Below are 21,563 nucleotides of genomic sequence, written 5' to 3'. Positions count from 1 at the left end.
TTCTGGGGCCGTGCGTTTGCGCGGCCGTTTGCATTTGCGGCATTCGTTTGCTTTTCGCTTTTTGAGGATGAATATCATGTCCGCTGCCACTACGACGGCAAAGCCGCTCAAGGCCACGGCGCGCGCAGGGGTCGGCAAGGGGGCTGCCCGTGCAATCCGCCGCAACGGCCAGGTTCCCGCCGTCATCTACGGCCTCGGCGCGCCCGCCCAGCCGATCTCGCTCGACTTCAACGAAACCAAGCATCTCATCTACGCCGGCGGTTTCCTGTCCACGCTGTTCGAGATCGAGGTCGAAGGCCGCAAGACCACCGTCATTCCGCGCGACTACCAGCTCGACAAGGTGAAGGATTTCCCGATCCATGTCGACTTCCTGCGCGTGGCGCGCGGCGCGAAGATCGAGGTCGAGGTGCCGCTGCATTTCGTCAACGAGGAAACCGCGCCCGGCGTCAAGAACGGCGGCACGCTGAACATCGTTCACCACAAGCTGCCGCTGATCGTGGCGGCGGACGCCATCCCCGACCATGTGGAGGTGGACGTGGGCGCGCTTGAAATCGGCGACGCGCTGCATATCGAGACGCTGAAGCTGCCGGCCGGCATCGAGCTTGGCGCGATCGAGCGCGACGCGACGATCGCGACCGTGGTCCCGCCCGTCGCCGTTGAAGGCGAGACGACGGAAGCGGCCGGCGCGTAAGACCGTCGCGGCCCCGGTCGACGACCGGGGCCGCATGATCGTCTCTCAAGCGCCGCGCGGGCTTTCAGCGTAAGCCCGCCCTGAAGCGGCTTGCGTCCGGCGTGAACATCGGGCCGCATGCAAGCCGCGGGACTATGGAAACAGCGGCGCGCCGGCGCCATCGCGGTTCGTGATCGGGAGGGCGTGATGCAGCTCATTGTCGGACTGGGCAATCCCGGCGACCGTTATGCGCGCAACCGCCACAACATCGGTTTCATGGCGGTGGAGGCCGTCGCCCGCGCCCACAACGCCGCCCCATGGCGCAAGCGCTTTCATGGGCTGACGGCGGAAGCCGTGATCGGCACGCGGCGCGCGCTCCTGCTGCTGCCGCAGACCTTCATGAACGAATCGGGCGTCGCGGTGGCGGAGGCGGCGCAGTTCTACAAGATACCGCTTTCGGACATCGCCGTGCTGCATGACGAGCTCGATCTCGCGCCGGCGAAGCTGCGCGTCAAGACGGGCGGCGGCAACGCGGGCCACAACGGCCTGCGTTCGATCTCGGCCCATATCGGCAACGACTACCGGCGCGTGCGCCTCGGCATCGGCCATCCGGGCGACAAGGCGCGCGTACACGGCTACGTGCTCGGCGATTTCGGCAAGGGCGAGTTCGAGTGGGTGGACGACCTGTGCCGCGCGATCGCCGACAGCGCGGAATTGTTGGCGAAGGGCGAGGACGCCAGCTTCCAGAACCGCGTGCATCTGGCGATGGAGGCGCGGGGCTGGAAGGACGTCAAGGGCGTCGGCGAGCGCTCGCAGGGCTGAGAGCGGCGCGGGCCGCGATCGGTGCAGGCTGCGATCGGCAATTGACTGGCGGCGCGCCGTCAGGCACTCCACGGAAAGTACATCGTTTGGCAGGAAAGGGGCGGCCGCCTCAAGGCGTCGCTGGCGAGGATCATGGGTTTCAAATGCGGCATCGTCGGGCTGCCCAATGTCGGCAAGTCCACGCTTTTCAACGCGCTGACGCAGACGGCGGCGGCGCAGGCGGCGAACTATCCCTTCTGCACCATCGAGCCCAATGTCGGCGACGTGGCGGTACCCGATCCGCGTCTTGACGTGCTGGCGCAGATCGCGGGTTCGGGACAGATCATCCCGACGCGCCTCACCTTCGTGGACATCGCCGGCCTCGTGCGCGGCGCCTCGCGCGGGGAGGGGCTCGGCAACCAGTTCCTCGCCAATATCCGCGAGGTCGACGCCATCGCCCATGTCGTGCGCTGCTTCGAGGACGGCGACATCACCCATGTCGAGGGCCGCATCGATCCCGTCAACGACATCGAGACCATCGAGACGGAACTGATGCTCGCCGATCTCGACAGCCTTGAAAAGCGGGTGACGGCGCTGGAGAAGCGGGCGCGCGGGCAGGACAAGGAGGCGAAGGAAACGCTTGATATCGTCAGCCGCACGCTGCCCCTGCTGCGCGACGGCAAGCCCGCCCGCCTCGTGGAGCGCAAGCCGGAGGAGGAGCGCATCTTCTCCCAGCTCGGCCTGCTCACCGCCAAGCCGGTGCTTTACGTATGCAACGTGGACGAGGGCGCCGCCGAATCCGGCAACGACTTTTCCGCCCGCGTGTTCGCGCGCGCGAAGGAGGAGGGTGCGGTCGCGGTGGTCGTTTCCGCGCGGATCGAGAGCGAGATCGCCGTGCTGCCGCCCGAAGAGCAGAAGGAATATCTCGAAGCCATCGGCCTCACCGAGCCCGGTCTCAACCGCGTGATCCGCGCCGGCTACGATCTTCTGGGGCTCCTCACCTATTTCACCATCGGCCCCAAGGAGGCCCGCGCCTGGACGATCACCGCCGGCACGCGCGCCCCGCAGGCGGCGGGCGTCATCCATACGGATTTCGAGAAGGGCTTCATCCGCGCCGAGACCGTCGCCTATGACGACTACGTTGCGTTCAAGGGTGAGGCCGGCGCGCGCGAGGCCGGCAAGTTCCGTCTTGAAGGCAAGGATTACGTCGTCGCCGACGGCGATGTGCTGCACTTCCGTTTCAACACCTGACGCGGTTTTTTGCGCGATGGACGTTCGCCGCCTGCATGCGTGGAACCTGACGCCGCGCGAGGCGATCGCGCTGCAAAAGGAATTGCGCGCGCAACTCGTCGAGACGCCGCTCGATGTCGCGGCGGTCCGGCTCGTGGCGGGCGTCGACGTCAGCGTGAAGGACGGCCTGTCGCGCGCCGCCGTCGTGGTCTGCGCCCTGCCGGACTTTTCCGTCGTGGAGGTGGCGCGCGCCACCGTGCCGACGCCGTTTCCCTATGTGCCGGGGTTGCTGACCTTCCGCGAGGGGCCGGCGCTGGTGGAGGCTTTCGCACGGTTGCGGGCGGAGCCCGATGTCTTCCTGTTCGACGGCATCGGCATCGCCCATCCGCGCCGCATCGGCATCGCCGCCCATATGGGGCTGCTGCTCGACCGGCCCGGCATCGGCTGCGGCAAGACGCGGCTGTGCGGCTTTCACGACGAGCCGGATGCCGGCAAGGGCGCATGGACGTGGCTTTATGACCATGTGCGCGATCCCGCCGCATCGCCGCGCCGCCGGGCGGGCGGGGAGCGCCCCGTCGAGGCCATCGGCGCGGTGGTGCGCACGCGCGCCGGTGTCTCGCCGATGTTCATCTCGCCCGGCCATCGCGCCGATATTCCGACGGCGGTGGCGATGACGCTGCGCTGCACGACGCGCTATCGCCTGCCGGAGCCGATCCGGCTGGCGCACAAAACGGCGGCCCTGCCGGAAACATGAGGCCGCGCCGGCTTGCGGGACGAAGCGGCCGGCATGTTTTTGCGTTTTCCGCCGGCTTCGATGCTCAGATCCAGCGCGAGCCGCTGAAAAGCGCGATGATGTAGACGAGCACCTGGAGCAGGTAGGTCTGGCCGTTGCCGTCGTACAAGGCGCGCAGATTTCCGGCCAGTTTCGGCGCCAGCCCGGCGGCGCGGTCCCACAGCGCGCCGGCGGAAGGGATATCGATCTGCCGCACCGCTCTCCGCAGAAGGAACAGGAACTCGCGGACCGCTGCCCGCCCGCCGGGAGCGGAGGGCGTGGCGCAGCGGCGATGGATCAGCATCGCGGCGCCGCACAGCGTCAGCGACACGATCATCGCCGCGCTCATCACCGGCAGCGGATTCGGCAATGCGGGCGAGGCGGCGAAGAGCGGATCGACGGCCGCCGTCAGCGCCGCCGGATGGAGGGACAGCGCGGCGATGCCTGCGGCCAGCACGATCTGCGGCGCAAGGAGCGCCGGCGGCGCTTCGGCCACATGGGCGAAGGCGTCGCCCCGATCGCGCAGGAAGATGCCCCAGGCCATGCGCAGCATGTACAGGAAGCCGACGAAGGTCGCGAGAAAGCCCATGGCGGCGAGCGCGTACCACTCCCTGCCGATCGTCTCGCCGATCAGCAGCCACGGCGCGCCGGCGCCGGCCAGCGGCGGCAGGCCGGCCGTCGCGACCAGCGAGACGAGGGCTGTGGCGAATGTCCACGGCATGCGGCCGGCAAGCCCGCCGAGGCTGCTGAACGTGCCCACGCCCGTGCGCAGCAGGATGCCGGCGGCGGCCAGAAACAGGATGCCTTGCGTCAGCAGGTGAGTGATGGCGAGGCATAGCGCCGTCACCCGGCCGGCGGGGCTCATCAGCCCGATGGCGGCGACGATGTAGCCGGTCTGGCTCAGGCTCGCATAGGCCAGCATCCGCTTGATGCTGTCCTGAAGAAGCGCAAGCCCGCCGCAAACGAGCGCGGTGGCGAAACCGAGCCACGCCAGGAGATGGCCGGCCTCGGGCATCGCGGCCGCGCCGGCCGCCGGGACGGTGATGCTCAGCAGCCCGAATATCGCCGCCTTGCCCGTCACGGCCGACAGCAGCGCCGACAGATCGTCGTCGGCGAGCGCGTAGACGCCGGGCGCCCAGACATGCACGCCGACGATCCCTGCCTGAACGAGACAGCCGGCGGCGAGCAGGAGGAAGGCGGGGCCCGCTTCCGGCCCGGTGAGGACCGGAGCGCCGAGGGCGGTCGTGCCGGTGAGGGCGTGGAGCTGCCCGAAGCCCGCGAGCAGGAGGAAAGCCCCGCCGAGCGAGAACAGCAGATAGCGCAGCGTCTGCGATCCCGCCCAGCGGCCGTGCGCGATGAGGAAGTAGGACGCCAGCGTCGCAAATTGCCAGCAGGCGAGGAATTCAAGCCCCGTCCGCGCGCCGGCCAGCGCCGTCAGCGACAGGAGCATGGCGGCCGCCAGCGGATGGTAGAACGGTCGCGGATCGGCGCGATGAAGCGCGCCGATGCCGATGACGAAACCGCCTGCGATGAAGAGGATGCCGAACAGCCGGCCGAGGCCGTCCGCTGCCGGCAACAGGAACGGCCCGACAAGGATGAGCGCGGCCAGCGCGAGCGCCGCCCGCGCCCGGCCCGGCAGCCTCGCCCCGAGCCGGCGCTCGACGGCGGCCAGCGCCACGCCCGTGGCCGGCGGCAGGAACACCCACAGCGCAGCGGGGGCGACGAGGGCGGCGGCGAGGACGCCGCCCGCGAGCAGCAGGGCCACGACGCAAACCACCGGCGCGACGCTGAGCGGCCCGGTGACGGGCAACGTCTCGTCGCCATGCATGTGCAGCGAGCGCCCCAGCCAGCGGAACAGGCAGGCCGCCTCCAGCAAGGAGCCGGCGAGAATCGCCGCCAGCGCCCAGCCGTAACCGGCGGCGGAGAGCCGCATCGTCAGTTCCCATTTCGCCCAGAAGCCGGGAAACGGCGGCAGGCCGGCGAGCGCCGCCACCAGCGCCGCGAAGGACGCCATCAGCACCCGCCGGCGCGCGACGGGCGACCACCCCGCCGTGGACTGACGCCCCACGAGGTCGCACAGCCAGAACAGGCCCGTTTTCGCCAGCAGATGGTTGAAGGCGAGCCCGCCCGCGACGAGCGGCGCCGCTTCCCCGGCGCCGGCCTTCTCCAGCAGCGCGAGCGCCAGCAGCGCAAGGCCCGCCTGGCCGGCGGAGGAATAGCCGAGCATCCGCCGCACCCGCACCTGTCGCAGGGCGAGCAGGCCGGAGGCGATGAAAGTGAGGCCGCCGGAGAAGGCGATCAGCGCATGCCACGGCGCGAACAGCGGCAGCAGCTTCCAGAAGGTGAAAAGCACTCCCGCTCCGCCCGCGAGGATGAAGGCGGCGGTTCCGCCGGTCGCCGTTTCGTCGATGTCGATGGCCCAGCCGTTGGCGGGAAACGGTTTCAGCATCACGAGCAGCGCGGAAAGCAGCAGCAGGAGCGCTGTCGCGCCGATCCTGTCCGCCGGCTGCGGCAGGCTCGCGAGCGTGTCGATGCGCAAGGTGCCCGCCGCATGATAGAGCAGGGCGGTCGCCAGCAGGAAGAAGGACGCGGCGAGGGCGGTCGCGATGACGTACTTGAAGACCGCCGCGAGCGATCTCGCCGCGTCGGCGAGGCCCGACAGGCCGTAGACGGCGATGAAGGTCATCTGCATGAATACGAACAGGCTGAACAGATCGCCCGTCATCACCATGCCGTTGACGCCCGTCACGCCGATCAGCCAGAGCGCCGCCGCCCCGCCGTGCTCGCGCAGATGCCGCCTCATGTGAATGGCGCCGAGCAGCGCCAGGATGTTGACGCATAGCGCGACGACGCCTTCCGCGAGGCCGAGGCGCAGGCCGATCGTCACGGGCGGCGACGCGCCCGCGACGAGCGCCTCGATGGCGTGGCCGTCCCGCACGACGCGCATGAGGCACGCGCCGCTGATGACGACGAGGCCCGACAGCGCCGCAAGGAGCGCCGGCTCCGTGCGCGGCTTCGCCAGCCTGCCCGCCAGCGGAAGAAGGAAGCCGCCGCCGAGCCCCAGAACATAGATGTTCAGCGGGTGGAAAAGAATGCTCACCACTTCGACTCCGTGAAGGCGTCGATGGAGAGCGTACCCCGCGCCCGATACAGCCTGATGGCGAAGGCGAGCATGACGGCGGTGACGGAGAAGCCGAGAACGGCGGCCGTTATCGCCAGCGCGGAAGGCAGCGCGTCGACCGCGTCGACCGCCGCCTCGCCCGGCCCCAGCGCCTCGTCGAGAATGGGAGCGGTCGCGCCGGTGACGTAGCCGGTGGCGACGAGCGCGAGGCGGATGCCGGTGCCCAGCAGCGAGAAGCCGATGATCATGCGCAGGATATGCCGGTGCGACAGCAGCCCCCACAGGCCGATGAGCGCGAGTGCAAGCCCGGTCGTGAGGGCGAGTTGTGAAACCGGCGGGCTCATCGCGAAATCTCCTCAGGTGCGGAAGCGGTCGATGACGGCTGACAGCGCCGCGCCCGTCCCGACGGCGAGCAGAATGGAGAAGACCGGAATCGCGCCGGCGCTCAGGAACGCCCCGAGCCCGCTCTTCGACGATAGCCGGGCATCGAGAATTCCGCCGGCGAAAAGCACGCCGGACAATCCCGACACGACGCAGGCTGCACCGGCGAGCGAGGCCGCGATCGCGAGCGCGCCGGCGGGCAGCGCGGCTTGCGGACGTGCCGGCACGAGCAGCGCGATGCCGGCGGCGGCGATGGCTCCGGCCTGAAAGCCGCCGCCCGCGGACAGGTGGCCGCTCGACGCCACATAGGCCGCGAAGAGCAGGAGCGGCGGCAACAGCAGCGCCGCGCCGGTTTCCGCGATCTCGCCCGCCGGCGGCTCGGGAGAAGCGGACGCCGCGCGCGGCGGCGGTTCCGCGCCGTTCGCGGCCATAAGCAGGATGACGGTGAAGAGCCCTGCGGCGGCGGCGAGCGTGTCGATGCCGCGCCAGACGGCGAGAATGCCGCTCACCACGTTCGGCGATCCGAGTTCGACGGACGTTCGCGTCACGTAGAATTCCGCCAGCGGACGCAGGAACCGGCGTTCGCCGTAGTCCGCCACGACGGCGGCGAAGATCAGGCCGAGCGCTGCGACGGCGAGGGCGTTGAAGATATGGCGTCTCATGTCCGGCCTTCCATGGTCAGGCGTCGCGGCCGGTTTCGTCCGCCCCGCCGGCGCGCTTCATCGGCGTGCCGATGCGATGGGCGGCGCGGGCGATGACATGCGCCGACAAGGGAAACGCCGTGAACACCAGCCCCGCGACGACCGCAAGCTTCAACGCCCAGGCAGGATGATGGAGGCCGATCCCCGCCATCACCAGCAGGCTGCCGAGCGTCGCTGTCTTGGCGCCCGCCTGGATGCGGGTGAAGGGATCGGGCATGCGCAGCACGCCGAGCCCGGCGGAAAACAGGAGGAACGCGCCGGCAAGAACGGCAAGGTCGCCCAGAAAGCCCGTCACCGCCTCCTGATGCATGGCTCAGGTCCTTCCCGCGCCGGTCTTGTGGATGGCGTACAGCAGGACGACTGTCGTCAGCCCCGCGCCGATCGCCGCTTCCGCCATTGCGGCGTCGGGCGCGGCCAGCAGCAGATACATGATCGAGGCGGCGAGCCCGCAGACGCCCGCGCAGACCGCCGCAGCCGTCACGTTGCGCAGCGCCACCGCCAGGATGGCGCTCGTCACGACGCCGATCGCCGCGAGAAAAGCGAGCAGGTCAAGCACGTTACATTCCCCGCTCCAGATGGCGCGCGATCGCGGGCACAAGCAGAAACCCGAACAGACCGCAGACGAGCGCGACGTCGAGATAGACGAAGCGGCCGGAGAGATGCGCGTAAAATGCGATGGCCGCGATCGCCGTCGCGGTCAGCACGGCCACGGCGGCGGCGCGGTCGATGATCGTGCGGCCGATCACGAGCCGGGCGAGGGCAAGCACCGCGCCGGAAAAGATCAGCAGACCGGAGAGTGTGGACGGGATGTCAGCCAAAAGCCGCCTCCAGACGTTTCTCGAAGCGGCGTATGCGTCGCCGCATCGCTTCTCCGTCCGCATCTGCATGCGCATCGAGCCGGTGAACGTGAAGCGCCTCGCCGTCGAGCCCGAGGACCAGCGCACCCGGTGCGAGAGTGACGGCATTGGCGAGCGCGAGCCGGCCGGGCGGCGACGTCAGGCGGATATCGACACGGACGAGGTCGGGGCGAATGTCGATGCGGCGCGCGTAGATGTGGCGGAGCAGGCCGATGTTGGCCCACACCAGCTCCATGAGCGAAAGCCCCAGGCAGGCAAGAACATGCAGCAGCGCCACCGGCGCGACCGGCACGGCGCGCCAGGCGCGGGCGGACCGGAAGCACGCGGGATCGGACATCGGCCGCGCGATCGCCAGCGCCGCCGCTCCGCCCGCCGCCAGCAGAACCGGCCCGGCGGAAGAATTGAGCGCTGCCCACAAGATAAGAAGAAATATAAACAAGGCCGGTGCGCCAATTGACATGACAGATTTCGATGCCGATTTCATATTGTTGTTCATGGGCCATGCCCCGTCAATGCGTATGAAAAGCTAACTTTAATCGGGTCTGGAATCAATCCCCGCTCCATATGAATACGTTTCTGTCATCGAATATTCAAAATCGGGCCGGCATCTCGGGTGCGGGGGCAAATCACATCCACGCAAATCGCGTCGGCGCAAATCACATTGACTGACGTCGCGAAGTAGCGCATGAGGATGAGAACGAACGTTCATTCTCACTCAGGGCGGCTCTTTCCCGGATGACCGATTCCGCCGCCGGATCGCCGGCCCCCGTTTCATCGCCTTCCGTCTTATCCGCGGCCAGGCCGGCGGCCGACGCCCAACGCACGGAGCGGCGCGACCTCATTCTGCATGCGGCGGAAAGGTGCTTCGTCAGCTTCGGTTTCCACCGCACGACGATGCAGCTCGTCGCACGGGAGGCCGGCATGAGCCCCGGCAATCTCTATCGTTATTTTCCGTCGAAGAACGCCATCGTCGAGGGGCTTGTGGAACGCGACCGCGACGAGGCGAGGCGGCGCTTCGCGCGCATCGATCCCGATCTGCCATTCTGGGATCAGTTCGCGCGGCTCGGCGAGGAATATTTCCTCGGCGACGCCCATTCCAAGGCGGCGTTGTGCGTCGAGATCTGGGCGGAGGCGGCGCGCAATCCCGAGATCGACGCCATCAACCGGCCCATCGAGCAGGAGATCGCCGATGCGCTCGCCGCCCTGCTGGAGAACGCGCGCGCCCGCGGCGAAATCGCCGCCGACGTCGATTGCGTGGCGGCGGCGCAGATCATCATGGTCATCACCAGCGGGTTGTACGTTCGCTCCGCCCTGCGGCGCGGCGGGGATGGCGCGGATCAGTTCGGTCACGCCGAGTTCGCCCACGCCGAGTTCGCCCACGCCATGCAGGCCGTCTGCGGCCTTCTGTGCGGCAGGCCCGTCCTGCGCCTGGGGGAGCCGGGCGCGGGCGGTGACGCCGTTTCAGGCAGTTTCGATTCCTCACGGGAGCCATCATCATGAAGCCAAGCCAGCTTGTCGCCGGCCTCATCGTCATCGGCGCCGCGGCGTGGATCGGTTCGGGCGTGATCGGAAGCGACGAGCCCGCGGCAGGTGCGCCCGATGCGCCGGCGGCGGCGGCGGCGCGACCGCCGTTTCGCGTCGCGGTCCAGATGGTCGCGAACGAAGATCACGCGCGGCGGGTGGTGCTGTCGGGCCGCACCGAGGCCGACCGGCGGGTGGATGTCGTCGCCCGCACCAACGGCATCATCGAGAATTTGCCCGTTCGCCGCGGCTCGGTGGTGCGGCAGGGCGAGGAGATGGCGGTGCTCTCCGACGAGGCGCGCGAGGCGCTGGTCGGGCAGGCGAAGGCGCGGCTGGAGCAGCGGCGCGCGGAGCTGAAGGCGCGGCTGCGGCTGATCGAGACCGGCAATCTGCCGGCCCTGCAAAAGCCGGTGCTGGAGGCGGAGCTGAGCGCCGCCGAGGCGGCTTATGCGCAGGCCGAGGCCGAGCGCGACCGCAACGTCATCCGCGCGCCCTTCGACGGCGTCGTCAACGTGCTGCATGTGCGCGAGGGGCAGGCATTGCAGGTAGGCTCTCCCATCGCGGAAGTCGTGGCGCTGGAGCCGATGCTGGCGGTGGTGGAGATCGCCGAGCGCGAACTCGGCGGCGTGCGTGTGGGCGATGCGGCCGACGTGGCGCTGGCGAACGGCGGCGCGGCGCGGGGGCGGGTGCGTTTCGTCTCCGCCGTCGCCAGCCCGCAGACGCGCACCTATCGCGTCGACGTGGAGCTCGAGGCGGACGGCGCGCCGATCCCCGACGGCATCACCTGCGAGGTGACGCTGACGCTCGCGCGTGTCCAGGCGGCCTCCGTGCCGCGTTCGGCGCTCGTTTTCTCGGCGCGCGGCGAGCTGGGTTTGCGGATCGTCGACGGCGACGGCATCGTCGGTTTCGCGCCGGTGAGGCTCGCGGAGGACGGGATGGAGCGCGTCTGGGTGACGGGCCTCGCCTCGTCCGTCAGCGTGATCGTGCAGGGGCAGGATTTCGTCGCGGAAGGCCAGAAGGTCGAGCCTGTCACGCACGTTTCGCGCGGGAGCTGAGATCATGGCCGGCCCTGTCGACTACGCCATCTCCCACGCGCGCCTGACGCTCGCGGTCCTCGTGTTCCTGCTGATCGCGGGCGCGATGTCCTACATCTCCATTCCCAAGGAGGCGGAACCGGACGTGAAGGTGCCGATCGTCTATGTCAGCGTGACGCAGCGCGGCATCAGCCCGGAAGATTCGGAACGCCTCATCCTGCGGCCGCTGGAAACCCAGATCAAGACGGTCAACAACCTCAAGGAGATGCGCTCGTCCGCCTTCGAGGGCGGCGGCTTCGTGCTGGCTGAGTTCGAGGCCGGCTTCGATTCCGACGTGGCGATGGCCGATGTGCGCGCCAAGGTCGACACCGCGCGCAGCGACCTGCCGCGCGACGCCGACGAGCCGCAGGTGCACGAGGTCAACCTGTCGCTGTTTCCGGTGATCGTGGTGACGCTGGGCGGCGACGTGCCGGAGCGCACGCTGCTGCGGCTGGCGCGCGACACGCAGACCGCCGTCGAGCAGATTCCCGGCGTGCTCTCGGCGGATCTGCGCGGGGCGCGGGACGAGGCGGTGGAAATCATCGCCGAGCCGATGCTGATGCGCAGCTACGGCATCTCCCTCAACGATCTCACGCAATCCTTCGCCGCCGGCAACAGCCTCGTCGCCGCCGGCGCGCTGGAGGGCGCGGCGGGGCGCTTCGCCGTCAAGGTGCCCTCGCTCATCGAGCGGCCGGAGGATATCTTCAGCTTTCCGGTCGCGGCCTCGCGCTCCGCGTCGGTGACGCTGGGCGATATCGCCGAAGTGCGCCCCACCTTCAAGGACCCGACATCCATCACGCGCATCAACGGCAGCTCCGCCATCGCGATCGAGGTGGTCAAGCGCACCGGCGCGAACCTGATCGAGACCGTGGATGCGGTGAAGGAGGTCGTCTCGACGCTGCAAAAGACCTGGCCGGACACCGTGCAGGTGGCGTTCACGCAGGACAAGTCCACCGAAATCCGGTCGATGCTGCACGAGTTGCAGAACAGCGTGATCACGGCGGTGCTGCTCGTCATCATCATCATGCTGCTGGCGCTCGGCGGGCGGGCTTCCGTCTTCATCGGCATCGCCATTCCGGCGTCGTTCCTCGCCGGCATCCTCGGGCTGCATCTGGCCGGGCTCACGGTCAACATCGTGGTGCTGTTCTCGCTCATCCTCGCGGTGGGCATGCTGGTCGACGACGCGATCATCGTGTCGGAATTCGCCGAGCGGCGCATGGTGGAGGGCATGCCGCCGAAGGCCGCCTATTCGCTGGCGGCAAGGCGCATGGCCGGGCCGGTGATCGCGGCGACGCTGACCCGCATTGCCGCCTTCTCGCCGCTGATGTTCTGGCCGGGCGTCGTCGGCGAGTTCATGAAATATCTGCCGCTCACGCTCATCGCCACGCTGTCGGCCTCGCTCGTGGTGGCGCTGTTCTTCACGCCGACGCTCGGCGCCATGCTCGGCGCGCCCACCCATATCCAGGACGAGCGCATGGAGGACCGCGGTCTCTACATGCGCGTCGTGCGGCTGGCGCTGCATCATCCCGGCGTCACACTCGCCCTTGCCGTGGCGCTGCTCGTCGGCGTCATCGACGCCTATGGCAAATACGGCAACGGCGTCGAGTTCTTTCCCGCCGTCGAGCCCGAATACGGGCTGGTGCAGGTGCGGGCGCGCGGCAATCTCTCGATCACCGAGAAGGACGGGCTCGTGCGCGAGGTCGAGGCGCGCCTCGCCGGCATGCCGGAGCTGGAGACCATCTACGCCCGCGCCGGCGAGGGGCAGCGCGGCTCGGACGAAGTGACCGAGGATACGGTCGGCACCGTGCAGTTCGAGTTCGTGGACTGGCGCCTGCGCCGCAAGGCGCACGTCATTCTGGCGGAGATCCGCGAACGCACCGGCGATATTCCCGGCGTGATCATCGAGGTGACGGAGCCGCGCGCCGGGCCGCCCACCGGCAAGCCGATCACGCTGGAAATATCGGGCACCGATCCCGACCGGATTTTCGAGACGGCGCGCAAGGCCGCCGGGCTGCTGCGCGCCCGCGCCGATACCCGCGACGTCGACGACGGCCTGCCGCTGCCGGGCATCGACTGGAAACTGGCCGTCAACAAGGCCGAGGCGGCGAAATACGGCGTCAATCCGCTCATCGTCGGCACGGCTGTGCAGTTGGTGACGAACGGCGTCAAGCTGTCCGAATACCGGCCGGCGGACACCGACAAGTCGGTCGACATTCTTGTGCGGTTTCCCGAAAGCCGCCGCAACCTCGACGAGCTGGACAACCTGCGCATCAACACGGCGCAGGGCGCGGTGCCGGCCGGCAACTTCGTCGAGCGCACCCCGGAGCGGCGCGTCGGGCTGATCAACCGCGTCGACGGCCGGCGCATCGTCAACGTCACCGCCAATGTCGCCGAAGGCGTGCAGACGGCGCTGGTGCAGCAGGCCGTCATGGAAGAGATGGCGGCGATGGACCTGCCGCCGGGCATCACCTTTCGCCTGAAGGGCGAGGACGAGGAGCGCGAGAAGGCCGGCGCCTTTCTGGTCAGCGCCTTCGGCGCAGCGATGTTCCTGATCTTCGCCGTGTTGCTGGCGCAGTTCAACAGCTTCACCAGCGTGTTTCTGGTGCTCACCGCCGTCGTGCTGTCGACGATCGGCGTGCTCATCGGCCTGATGGTGATGGGGCAGGCGTTCGGCGTCGTGATGACCGGCATCGGCATCATCGCCAACGCCGGGGTGATCGTGAACAACAACATCGTGCTCATCGACACCTACGACCGGCTGCGGCGCGAGGGGGTGGCGGCCTATGACGCCATTCTGGAGACATGCCGCGAGCGCGCCCGGCCCGTGGTGCTGACGGCGGTGACGGCGCTGCTCGGCGTGCTGGCGATCGCCTTCGGCATCAACCTCGATTTCGTGGCCCGCACGGTCGACATCGGCGCGCCATCGACGCAGTGGTGGACGCATCTCGCCACCGCCATCGTGTTCGGTCTGGGCTTCGCCACGATCCTGACGCTGGTGGTGACGCCGGCGGCCCTGATGGGGATCGCCAACATCGCCGCGTGGCGCGCCGCCCGGCGAACGGCGCGGCTACAGGCGCGAGAGGCGCGGCGGGCCTGATATGGCCGCCGCGCCGTAAAGCCGATCACGCCGACTTGACGCCTTCGAGGAAGGCGCCGATCGCCTCGTCGAGCGCGTCGGCGTCGGTGGTGAGGTTGGCGGCGTAGCGGGCGACGCTTTCGGAGACGGCGCTCGCGCCTTCGACGGCCGCCCCGACGCGGCTCATCGCCTCCGCGCCCACCTGCGATTCGTTGGATGCGTGGGCGACGCTCGCGGCGATGGACTGCACGGCGCTCGACTGCTCCTCCACCGCCGTCGCCACGGCGAGCGCGATGGACGACATGTCGCCGATGGTGGCGTTGATATGCTGGATCGCGCTCACCGCCTGGCTCGATGCCGCCTGGATGGCGGTGATCTGCCCGGCGATTTCCTGCGTGGCCTGCGCCGTGCGGTTGGCGAGGCCCTTGACCTCGTTGGCCACCACCGAGAAGCCCCTGCCGGCGTCGCCCGCGCGCGCCGCCTCGATGGTGGCGTTGAGCGCCAGCAGGTTGGTCTGCTCCGAAATGGTCTGGATCAGGTTGACGACCTCGCCGATATGGGTGGCGTTCGCCGCCAGGCTTTCCATGGTGGCGAACGTGCGGTCGGCCTCCTCGACGGCGCGACCGGCCACCTCGTGCGAGCGGCTGGCCTGCGACGCCACTTCCTGAATGGAGGCTGCGAGTTCCTCCGCCGCGCCGGCCGCGACGACGACGCTTTGCGAGGCGTTGCCGGTGGCCGTCGCTGCGCGCCTCGCCTCGCTCGTCACCAGCCGCGATTGCTCGGAAAGGTTGGCGGAGGCGGCGTTGAGATCGCGCGCCGCGCCGTGAACCTGCCCGATCGCGCTGTCGGCACGTTTTTCGAATGCGGAGATCAGTTCGCCGATCTGCTCTCCGCGCTCCTTGTCGTGCTGCGCCGTTCTGGCCTGTTCCGCGGTAAGGCGCGCGCGCTCCAGCGCGTTGTCGCGGAACACGCCCACGGCGCGCGCCATCGTGCCGGCCTCGTCGGGCTGGTCGATGCAGGGAATGTCGACGTCGTTGTTGCCGCTCGCCAGTTGCTCCATGGTACGCACGAGCTTGTTGATGGGGCCGATGATGGACTGGCCGATGCGGAAGACGATGACGAGACCGAGCAGGGCGCCCGCAAGCTGCGCGGTGAGGGCCATTCTGAGGAAGCCGTCCGCCGAAGCGCTCACTTGTGCGCCGATGGCCTGGTTGAGCCGGTCCTGATACGCGATGAAGGCGTTGACGGCGGCGAGCCACCGGACGAACCCTTGCGAGGCAGTGCCGGCGACCAGCTTTCTGGCCTCGGCGAAACGCGTCATATCGTCGGATTCGGTCAACGCGATGATGCGGGCGATCTCGGCCTCCGCTGCCTCCCGGACGGCGGCAGTATCGGCGATGAGCTTTCGCTCTTCATCGTTTGCCTTCGCGGGATCGGCCATGATCTCCGCAAGCCGGGACCTGCTGCGTGCATAGTCCTGTTGCAGCTTTTCGATGAGGGCGACAGCTTCCCGCCGCTTGCCGGCGTCCTCGAGCAGCACCACGTCGCGGATGGCGATGGCGCGATCATGCACGCTGCCGCGCATGTCGACGGCCAGACCCAGCTTGACAGAATTGACGTCGTTGATGGTCTTTATGTTCGCGTTCAGATGCTCGACTTCGATGATGGACAATAACGTAATGGATGCGGCAATAAGCAGGTTGAGGAAAAATGTAAGGTATATTCGATATGGTATGCTGTAGCAGCTAAAGTAGAAAATATCCCAGAATCTTTTAAAAAAGAATATTTTTCCCATGGCTACCTGATCCGTTCAGCATGTGTCAAATTAAAGCCGTCTACCATTCCCATGTGAAACATTAATGATATATATCAATGAATTTGTAAAATTTAATACATGCCTATATTAAGTAAAAAGATATATGTATTTAGATTTTAATATTATTATATAATACAAAATGCATAAGGCATTGTTAATTTAAATAAGTAATAAATAGAATGATTAATTGCATTCCATGTCGGTGCTATGACGTCTTGGCCGGGGCTCGATGCGTTCCGCTTGCCGCTTGCCGCTTGCCGCTTTCGGTTGGCGGGAGCGGCAAGGGGCTTGCCTTGGCCTGTGACGTAATTTATTCTATAGAATGAGTTTACATTGGGTCTGCCTGCCTGCCCGGCCGTAAGGTTCCTCGCGCGTCCGGTCGGACGGGATTCCGTGTGCGTCGTCGTCCGATCGGCACCATATGGTAGAATGCACGCCGGGCGCGACTGGCGCGACATGTTGCGGAGATTGTCAAGTGTCAGAAAATGCGAATGTGCTTTCATATCCCGCCGCGAGGCGCGCCCCCCAGGCCAAGGGAGAGGAGGCGGAGGCTTCGGTCGATGCCGGGCTTTTCAAGCTCGGCATGCGCCGCCTCGCCGCGGGCGTTTCCATTATCGCGACGGTATTCGAGGGCGGTCGCCACGGCCTCGTCGCCACGGCGGTGAACTCCGTTTCCGCCGATCCGCCGACGCTGCTGGTCTGTGTGTCCCAGTCCGCCTCCGCGCATGATTTCATCAGCCGTTCCGGCCGCTTCAGCGTCAACGTGCTGCATGCCGACGACCGCGGCATTGCCGAAAACTTCTCTCGCCCCGAGTTGCGCGCCCGCCGTTTCAGCTTCGGCGACTGGTCGACCCTGGAGACGGGGGCGCCGGTTCTCGACAGCGCTCTCGTCGCCTTCGATTGCCTTGTCGCACAGGAAGCGCGCGCGGCGAGCCATACCGTGTTCTTCGGCCGCGTCGTGCATGCGCGCCTGCGTGAAGGCCCGATCGATCCGCTGCTGTTCTGGGACGGCGCCTATCGGACGGGACCGTCGGATCAGCGATAATCCGCGTCTTCCGCCTCGGCCCGCATGCCGTGCGCGTGCGCGGCGCTTCCCGATCGCGTCCGGTGCTCCACTGCGACGACCACGGCCATGCCCGCAGCGATGGCGAGCAGCCCTGCGATCGCCTCGATCCACTCCCCGCGCCACGCACTGTCTTGCAGACGCATGGTGGAGGAGCGGGAGGCCATCGCGGGCGCGGGCAATGTTTCCGACAGCCTGTCCGCCTGCCCCCTGCGTGCGCCGTGGCCGGAGAGCAGGCGCGCAAGCTCGCGCAGGAACTGCTCGCGCGTGGCGGCGCGGGCGAGAATCTGCCGGAACGCCGGCGACCAGTGCGGTGGCCTGTCCGCCGTTTTTTCCTTCAGCGCGTCGGGAACGTTCATTTCCGTCCAGCCTCGCCCGTGAGCTTGCAGCAGGGCGGTCAGGTTGTCGTAGCCGTCATGGGCGAAGACATAGAGACGTATCGGCTCCGGCAATCGGCCCGCGCGCAGCGCGTTCGCCACATCGGCGAGAGAGACGGGCGTTTCCGCGATAGCGGCGGCCGTATCCGCATGGAGGGGCAAGGCGGGTGCCGCGCTGATGACGTAGCGGGCGGCGAGCACGTCGATGCCGGTTCCCGGCGCATCCGGCCGCCGCCGGTGGAGCAGATCGGCCATTTCCGCCGCGCCCGCGGGCCGGCGCTCGATGGTGGCGGGCTGCGCATCCGGCGTTGGCATGGCGTCGAGCAGCGCCACCAGCAGCAGCAGAAAGACGGAAAAGATGGTGGCGGAGAGGTCGGACAGCGCGCCGGGCTCGAAACGCCATCCGATCATGGTCGCGCCCCGCTTGGCGAAATCCGTTGCTGACGGATCGTCGGCGGCCCGTGCCGCGCGGCGACGGCATCGAACAGGAAGGCGCTTTCCAGCCCGTCGGTCTCGATGCGCAGCAGGATCGGCGGTCCGCCGTCGCGGGAGCGCAGCAGCCGCGCCGCCAGCGCCGCGTCGTCCAGAATGCGGTCGCGCGGGACATGCGAACCGTCGGACGGCAGATGCAGCCCATCCGCCGCGGCGGCGATGACGAGCATTTTGCCCGGCTCCGGTGTTCCCGCGCCGGTTTTCCCGGAGCCCGCGCCGCTCGCCAGCAACAGGCCGACGAGCGGGACCACGATGGCGATAAGGCCGAGCAGGAGATCGGCGAGCGGATCGAACGCGCCCGGATTCCGGATCGCGTCCGTTTCGTCGTTTGCCCTGCCGTCCTCTTCGCCCGCGCCGTCAAGCATGCCCTTCCTCCGGGCCGGGCGTTCCGACAGGGGCGGCGGACATCAGCAGGACGCATTCGGCGCCCAGTTCCGTCTCCGCCTTTTCCAGCAGCGCGACGGCGACGGAGGCGATCATGCCCCCCGCAAGGCCCAGCAGCGTCGTCTGGAACTTGATCGCCAGCCCGCCGAGGCTCGCGCTGATGTCGATGGCGGCGCGGCCGGCGTCGGCGCTGTCCATCGGCAGTTGCGCCAGCGTGACCGACAGGCCGATGACCGTGCCCAGAAAGCCGAGAAGCGGCAGCAGCGGCACCAGCCCGCGCAGGAATTGTCGCGAGGCCCGGTCGAGTTCCGCGCGGGCGCGGAAGGCGCTCGGCCCGGTTGCCCTGTCCGGCTCCGATCCTTGCGCCACGAGGCTGAGGCATCGCAGCAGCGTGCGCGCCCCGGGCCGCTCGTCCAGCGCCGCCGGCAACGCGGTTCCGACGCTCTCGCCGGCGTTGAGCCGGCGCGCCAGCGCCCCCAGCGCCGCCACGTCGCGGCAGTGGAGCCGCCAGGCATCCGCGATGAAGGCCATGACGATGCAGAACAGAAGGATCAGCGCATGGTGAATGGCGGTATCGCCGTGAAGCGCGTCGCTGATGATGGCCATCGCCATCACGTCGTTGTCGCCCGCCGGGGGAGCGGCCTCGCCGGCCGGCAGGGCGAGAAGCTGCGCTACCGACAATGCGAAGAAGCCACCGAGGGCGAGCGCCGCCCCGACAGGCTGCGCGGCGGGGAGCCGCCGTTGCAGCGGCGCGCGCCAGGCGAGGGCGAGGCGCTGGTCGGCCAGTTCGCTCAGTACCCTGCTGGCGAAAAGCAGCACGAGCGCCGCCGGCCAGCCCGCGCCGCCGCCCGCCGCATCGGCGAGAGCCAGCGCCGCGGCCAGCGTCGCCGCGACCTGCGGCGCGCGCCATGCGGCGGCGCTGCCGATGACGGGCAGCAGCGGCCCCGCCGCGAGCCCCGCGACGGTCAGTCCCGCGAGCGCCCAGAACAACGGATGACGCTCCTGCCCGCCCGCGAGCAGGAACAGGCAGAACGACACCGCAAGGCATACGATGTAGATGACGAGCTTGCCGTGATCGGCCGCCCGCGCCATCATGCCGCGCCAAGCTGCTCTTGCAGCTTGATCCTGTCGAGCGGCTGAACGTTGGCGCTTGCCGTCAGTTCCTGATATGAGAGCACCGGCAGATCGGGAAAGTCGCGTTCGATGATCTTGCGCATGAAGCGCCGGATATCCATGGGCGCCATCATGACGGGCGGCGCGATATGCCGGTTCATGTCGCCGATCACGCGCTTCATCGTGCCCATGAGCTGCCGGTGCACGTCGGGCGACAGGGCGAGATACGATGCGCCGCTCGTCTGCCGCACGGCCCCGCGCACGACGTCCTCGACATCCTTCGAGATCAGATAGGCGGGAATGATGTTCTGCCCGGCGGAGAACTTGTGGGTGATGTAGCGGCTCAGCGCGCCGCGCACGTGCTCGGTGAGGATGATCGGGTCCTTCTCCCGCTGCCCCCATGTCACCAGCGCCTCCAGAATGGTGCGCATGTCGCGGATGGAAATCTCCTCGCTGACGAGGCGCTGCATGACGTCGGTGATGGTGATGATAGGCAGCAGGCGGGTGGCCTCGCGCGTCAGCTCGTTGAAGTTCTTCTGCATCTGGTTCATCAGGAACATGGTTTCCTGAATGCCGACGAACTCCGAGGCGTGCGTTTTCAGCACATGGGCCAGATGATAGGTCATCATGGTCGAGAGCGTCATGGCCTGGATGTTCGCGCGCTCCAGCAGCGGCAGGTACCTGTTGGGCACCCACAGGCTCGGCGTGCGGGGCAGGAAATCCTGCCCGCGCTCCACCGGGATGTCGAACATCCGCAGGTTTTCCTCGCTCTCGCGAACCATGACGTAGCCGGGGCGCGCCGCGCCGGCGGCGACGGGCACCTCGTTGACCAGAATGCGGTATTCGCCGTCGCTCAGGTTGTCATTGAGACGCAGGTTGATGCCGGGAAACGGCACGCCGAGATCGAAATAGAGCGCGCGGCGCACCTTCGCCACCTCGCGGTCGAGCTTGGCGGGGCGGATGGAATGGCGCACGGACGAGGCGATATCGACGATCAGCGGCACCGTGAGCGCGAAGCTCACGACCTCGATCGGGGTGTCGGGCTCGTTCTCGTCATCAGCCGGGAAGGCCGGCATCTGCTGCCCGGCCTGCGCCAGCGCCGGCGCCAGCGCGGGCATGTCGTGGGCGCCTTGCGCCGCTCCGGCCTTCCGCGCCTTGCGGGTCAGCAGGAAGCCCGCTCCGCCTGTCGCGGCGGCGAGGCCGAGGAAGACCACCGTCGGAAAGCCGGGCACGACGGCGAAGATGAGCAGGATGCCGCCCGTGATGAGCAGCGCGCGCGGTTCCCCGCTGATCTGCTTCACGATGTCGCTGCCGAGGTCGGCGTTGTCGTCCGACGACACGCGGGTGACGATGAAGCCCGCTGTAATGGAGATGAAGAGCGCGGGGATCTGCGTGACGAGACCGTCGCCGATGGTCAGCAGCGAGTAATGGTTCATCGCCTCGTTCATCGGCAGGCCCTGCTGCATCGTGCCGATGGCGATGCCGCCGATGAGGTTGATGGCGGTGATGATCAGGCCCGCCATGGCGTCGCCCTTGACGAACTTCATGGCGCCGTCCATCGCGCCGTAGAGCTGGCTCTCCTTTTCCAGCTTGCCGCGCCGGCGCTTGGCCTCGTCGAGCTCGATCATGCCGGCGCGCATGTCGGAGTCGATGGACATCTGCTTGCCGGGCATCGAATCGAGCGAGAAGCGCGCCGAGACTTCCGCCACGCGCTCCGAGCCCTTGGTGATGACCATGAAGTTGACGATGGTCAGGATGAGGAACACCACCAGGCCGACGACGAGATTGCCGCCCACGACGAACTCGCCGAAAGCCGAGACGAGATGCCCCGCGTCACCCTGCACCAGGATGAGCCGCGTGGTGCTGATCGACAACGCGAGGCGAAACAGCGTGGTGATGAGCAGGATCGACGGAAATGCCGAAAGCTGGACGACATCCTTGACGTACATCGACGCCATCAGCAGGATGGCCGCCAGCGTCAGATTGACGCCGATGAGAAAGTCGATCAGGTCCGTCGGCAGAGGCAGGATCATCATGAAGATGACCGCCACGAGCAGGAACGCCAGCACGAGATCGTTGCGCTGGGACATGAGCTGCAGAAGACGGGTCATGAAA

Annotated in this window: 20 protein-coding genes; 8 read left to right on the top strand and 12 right to left on the bottom strand. The window is 67.9% G+C overall.

What is annotated here, in order from left to right:
• Window positions 1–76: 76 nt before the first annotated feature.
• From ACOYJQ_RS00500 to ACOYJQ_RS00485, 4 genes are all read left to right on the top strand, one after another.
• Window positions 77–691, top strand: a complete 615-nt coding sequence (locus ACOYJQ_RS00500; RefSeq protein ID WP_433455465.1) for a 50S ribosomal protein L25/general stress protein Ctc — start codon at window positions 77–79, stop codon at window positions 689–691.
• A gap of 186 nt (window positions 692–877) precedes the next feature.
• Entirely contained in the window at window positions 878–1,492 is a 615-nt protein-coding gene (gene pth, locus ACOYJQ_RS00495) for an aminoacyl-tRNA hydrolase (protein WP_433455463.1), read from the top strand.
• A gap of 132 nt (window positions 1,493–1,624) precedes the next feature.
• Window positions 1,625–2,722, top strand: coding sequence for a redox-regulated ATPase YchF (gene ychF / locus ACOYJQ_RS00490; protein ID WP_433455461.1), 1,098 nt, complete (start codon window positions 1,625–1,627; stop codon window positions 2,720–2,722).
• A gap of 16 nt (window positions 2,723–2,738) precedes the next feature.
• Entirely contained in the window at window positions 2,739–3,455 is a 717-nt protein-coding gene (locus ACOYJQ_RS00485) for an endonuclease V (protein WP_433455459.1), read from the top strand.
• Window positions 3,456–3,519: 64 nt separating this feature from the next.
• On the opposite strand, the gene ACOYJQ_RS00480 is transcribed toward ACOYJQ_RS00485, so the two are convergent.
• From ACOYJQ_RS00480 to ACOYJQ_RS00450, 7 genes are read right to left on the bottom strand one after another with little or no spacing between them, the layout of a single operon-like run.
• Window positions 3,520–6,573, bottom strand: coding sequence for a proton-conducting transporter transmembrane domain-containing protein (locus ACOYJQ_RS00480; RefSeq protein ID WP_433455457.1), 3,054 nt, complete (start codon window positions 6,571–6,573; stop codon window positions 3,520–3,522).
• The gene (locus ACOYJQ_RS00475) at window positions 6,570–6,938 is read right to left on the bottom strand and encodes a cation:proton antiporter subunit C (RefSeq protein ID WP_433455455.1); all 369 of its coding nucleotides are present in this window, start codon (window positions 6,936–6,938) and stop codon (window positions 6,570–6,572) included. The genes ACOYJQ_RS00480 and ACOYJQ_RS00475 overlap by 4 nt, the downstream gene beginning before the upstream one ends.
• 12 nt (window positions 6,939–6,950) lie before the next feature.
• The gene (locus tag ACOYJQ_RS00470) at window positions 6,951–7,637 is read right to left on the bottom strand and encodes an MnhB domain-containing protein (protein ID WP_433455453.1); all 687 of its coding nucleotides are present in this window, start codon (window positions 7,635–7,637) and stop codon (window positions 6,951–6,953) included.
• 16 nt (window positions 7,638–7,653) lie between these two features.
• Window positions 7,654–7,986 (bottom strand): monovalent cation/H(+) antiporter subunit G, encoded by a 333-nt coding sequence (gene mnhG / locus ACOYJQ_RS00465; RefSeq protein WP_433455451.1) that lies wholly within the window; start codon window positions 7,984–7,986, stop codon window positions 7,654–7,656.
• 3 nt (window positions 7,987–7,989) lie between these two features.
• A complete protein-coding gene (locus ACOYJQ_RS00460; protein ID WP_433455449.1) occupies window positions 7,990–8,232 on the bottom strand; it encodes a hydrogenase subunit MbhD domain-containing protein in 243 nt (80 codons plus the stop codon).
• A 1-nt stretch (window position 8,233) separates the two neighbouring features.
• On the bottom strand, window positions 8,234–8,494 hold the full coding sequence (locus ACOYJQ_RS00455; protein ID WP_433455447.1) for a monovalent cation/H+ antiporter complex subunit F: 261 nt from the start codon (window positions 8,492–8,494) through the stop codon (window positions 8,234–8,236).
• The gene (locus ACOYJQ_RS00450) at window positions 8,487–8,972 is read right to left on the bottom strand and encodes a Na+/H+ antiporter subunit E (RefSeq protein WP_433455445.1); all 486 of its coding nucleotides are present in this window, start codon (window positions 8,970–8,972) and stop codon (window positions 8,487–8,489) included. The genes ACOYJQ_RS00455 and ACOYJQ_RS00450 overlap by 8 nt, the downstream gene beginning before the upstream one ends.
• Before the next feature lie 296 nt (window positions 8,973–9,268).
• On the opposite strand from ACOYJQ_RS00450, the gene ACOYJQ_RS00445 reads away from it, so the two are divergent.
• From ACOYJQ_RS00445 to ACOYJQ_RS00435, 3 genes are read left to right on the top strand one after another with little or no spacing between them, the layout of a single operon-like run.
• Window positions 9,269–10,033 (top strand): TetR/AcrR family transcriptional regulator, encoded by a 765-nt coding sequence (locus tag ACOYJQ_RS00445; RefSeq protein ID WP_433455443.1) that lies wholly within the window; start codon window positions 9,269–9,271, stop codon window positions 10,031–10,033.
• Window positions 10,030–11,109, top strand: coding sequence for an efflux RND transporter periplasmic adaptor subunit (locus ACOYJQ_RS00440; RefSeq protein ID WP_433455441.1), 1,080 nt, complete (start codon window positions 10,030–10,032; stop codon window positions 11,107–11,109). The genes ACOYJQ_RS00445 and ACOYJQ_RS00440 overlap by 4 nt, the downstream gene beginning before the upstream one ends.
• A gap of 4 nt (window positions 11,110–11,113) precedes the next feature.
• On the top strand, window positions 11,114–14,224 hold the full coding sequence (locus ACOYJQ_RS00435) for an efflux RND transporter permease subunit (protein WP_433455439.1): 3,111 nt from the start codon (window positions 11,114–11,116) through the stop codon (window positions 14,222–14,224).
• Between the two features lie 25 nt (window positions 14,225–14,249).
• Here the strand turns inward: ACOYJQ_RS00435 and ACOYJQ_RS00430 are convergent, their stop codons facing one another.
• Window positions 14,250–15,998 (bottom strand): methyl-accepting chemotaxis protein, encoded by a 1,749-nt coding sequence (locus tag ACOYJQ_RS00430; RefSeq protein ID WP_433455437.1) that lies wholly within the window; start codon window positions 15,996–15,998, stop codon window positions 14,250–14,252.
• Window positions 15,999–16,512: 514 nt separating this feature from the next.
• On the opposite strand from ACOYJQ_RS00430, the gene ACOYJQ_RS00425 reads away from it, so the two are divergent.
• Window positions 16,513–17,064: a flavin reductase family protein gene (locus ACOYJQ_RS00425; protein ID WP_433455435.1), complete on the top strand. Its 552-nt coding sequence runs from the start codon at window positions 16,513–16,515 to the stop codon at window positions 17,062–17,064.
• On the opposite strand, the gene ACOYJQ_RS00420 is transcribed toward ACOYJQ_RS00425, so the two are convergent.
• From ACOYJQ_RS00420 to sctV, 4 genes are read right to left on the bottom strand one after another with little or no spacing between them, the layout of a single operon-like run.
• The gene (locus tag ACOYJQ_RS00420) at window positions 17,055–17,870 is read right to left on the bottom strand and encodes a hypothetical protein (RefSeq protein WP_433455433.1); all 816 of its coding nucleotides are present in this window, start codon (window positions 17,868–17,870) and stop codon (window positions 17,055–17,057) included. The two genes, ACOYJQ_RS00425 and ACOYJQ_RS00420, sit on opposite strands and share 10 nt — an antisense overlap.
• Window positions 17,867–18,316 (bottom strand): hypothetical protein, encoded by a 450-nt coding sequence (locus ACOYJQ_RS00415; protein ID WP_433455431.1) that lies wholly within the window; start codon window positions 18,314–18,316, stop codon window positions 17,867–17,869. The genes ACOYJQ_RS00420 and ACOYJQ_RS00415 overlap by 4 nt, the downstream gene beginning before the upstream one ends.
• Entirely contained in the window at window positions 18,309–19,430 is a 1,122-nt protein-coding gene (locus ACOYJQ_RS00410; RefSeq protein ID WP_433455429.1) for a MotA/TolQ/ExbB proton channel family protein, read from the bottom strand. Before ACOYJQ_RS00410 ends, ACOYJQ_RS00415 begins: the two co-directional genes overlap by 8 nt.
• Window positions 19,427–21,559, bottom strand: a complete 2,133-nt coding sequence (sctV, locus tag ACOYJQ_RS00405) for a type III secretion system export apparatus subunit SctV (protein ID WP_433455427.1) — start codon at window positions 21,557–21,559, stop codon at window positions 19,427–19,429. The genes ACOYJQ_RS00410 and sctV overlap by 4 nt, the downstream gene beginning before the upstream one ends.
• Window positions 21,560–21,563 lie beyond the last annotated feature (4 nt).

It is taken from the genome of Pseudochelatococcus sp. (assembly GCF_050946405.1).
Lineage (GTDB): Bacteria > Pseudomonadota > Alphaproteobacteria > Rhizobiales > Beijerinckiaceae > Pseudochelatococcus.
Note: the sequence above shows the minus strand (reverse complement) of the source record. Positions and strands in the feature narration are given on the sequence as shown.

Bases quoted from the DNA above. Each gene is read 5' to 3' on its own strand.
- ACOYJQ_RS00500 (WP_433455465.1), top strand. From the start codon at position 77: ATGTCCGCTGCCACTACGACGGCAAAGCCGCTCAAGGCCACGGCGCGC.
- pth (WP_433455463.1), top strand. From the start codon at position 878: ATGCAGCTCATTGTCGGACTGGGCAATCCCGGCGACCGTTATGCGCGC.
- ychF (WP_433455461.1), top strand. From the start codon at position 1,625: ATGGGTTTCAAATGCGGCATCGTCGGGCTGCCCAATGTCGGCAAGTCC.
- ACOYJQ_RS00485 (WP_433455459.1), top strand. From the start codon at position 2,739: ATGGACGTTCGCCGCCTGCATGCGTGGAACCTGACGCCGCGCGAGGCG.
- ACOYJQ_RS00475 (WP_433455455.1), bottom strand. From the start codon at position 6,938: ATGAGCCCGCCGGTTTCACAACTCGCCCTCACGACCGGGCTTGCACTC.
- ACOYJQ_RS00470 (WP_433455453.1), bottom strand. From the start codon at position 7,637: ATGAGACGCCATATCTTCAACGCCCTCGCCGTCGCAGCGCTCGGCCTG.
- mnhG (WP_433455451.1), bottom strand. From the start codon at position 7,986: ATGCATCAGGAGGCGGTGACGGGCTTTCTGGGCGACCTTGCCGTTCTT.
- ACOYJQ_RS00445 (WP_433455443.1), top strand. From the start codon at position 9,269: ATGACCGATTCCGCCGCCGGATCGCCGGCCCCCGTTTCATCGCCTTCC.
- ACOYJQ_RS00440 (WP_433455441.1), top strand. From the start codon at position 10,030: ATGAAGCCAAGCCAGCTTGTCGCCGGCCTCATCGTCATCGGCGCCGCG.
- ACOYJQ_RS00435 (WP_433455439.1), top strand. From the start codon at position 11,114: ATGGCCGGCCCTGTCGACTACGCCATCTCCCACGCGCGCCTGACGCTC.
- ACOYJQ_RS00430 (WP_433455437.1), bottom strand. From the start codon at position 15,998: ATGGGAAAAATATTCTTTTTTAAAAGATTCTGGGATATTTTCTACTTT.
- ACOYJQ_RS00420 (WP_433455433.1), bottom strand. From the start codon at position 17,870: ATGATCGGATGGCGTTTCGAGCCCGGCGCGCTGTCCGACCTCTCCGCC.
- ACOYJQ_RS00415 (WP_433455431.1), bottom strand. From the start codon at position 18,316: ATGCTTGACGGCGCGGGCGAAGAGGACGGCAGGGCAAACGACGAAACG.
- ACOYJQ_RS00410 (WP_433455429.1), bottom strand. From the start codon at position 19,430: ATGATGGCGCGGGCGGCCGATCACGGCAAGCTCGTCATCTACATCGTA.
- sctV (WP_433455427.1), bottom strand. From the start codon at position 21,559: ATGACCCGTCTTCTGCAGCTCATGTCCCAGCGCAACGATCTCGTGCTG.